The 335-nt window shown below is 68.1% G+C and carries 1 protein-coding gene; it reads left to right on the top strand.

Going from position 1 to position 335, the window contains the following annotated elements:
• Positions 1-101: 101 nt before the first annotated feature.
• On the top strand, positions 102-335 hold a 234-nt coding region (locus ABZS69_RS64425; protein ID WP_355394186.1), incomplete at its 3' end, for a DUF6225 family protein.

The raw sequence follows: 335 nt of genomic DNA, 5'->3' as shown, positions 1-335 counted from the left end.
CGGGACGCTCTCGGGGAACTGCGGGACCTTGACCTCAACGAACGGCATCTTCACGTCCAGGGGGCTGAATGGGACGCCCATGGGGCAAAGCACCATAGGCGATGGGTGGGAACAATCTTCTTCATGAAAGAAGACGCGCAGCGCGGGCGCAGGAAGGCGACCCGGTCCCCCGGACCGGCGTCGTGCCGTGGGAGACGGTTACCAGTCCCGGGGGAGAGCGGGCCTGGACGGTCGGGCTGCTCCGGGAGGCGCTGGCCGGCCTGCCCGACGACGCGCCGGTCATCGTCCACGTCGCCAGCGAGAGCGACCTCCAGACCGTGGACGATCAGATCATC

Source organism: Nonomuraea sp. NPDC005650 (genome assembly GCF_040605375.1).
Classification (GTDB): Bacteria; Actinomycetota; Actinomycetes; order Streptosporangiales; family Streptosporangiaceae; genus Nonomuraea.
Note: the sequence above shows the minus strand (reverse complement) of the source record. Positions and strands in the feature narration are given on the sequence as shown.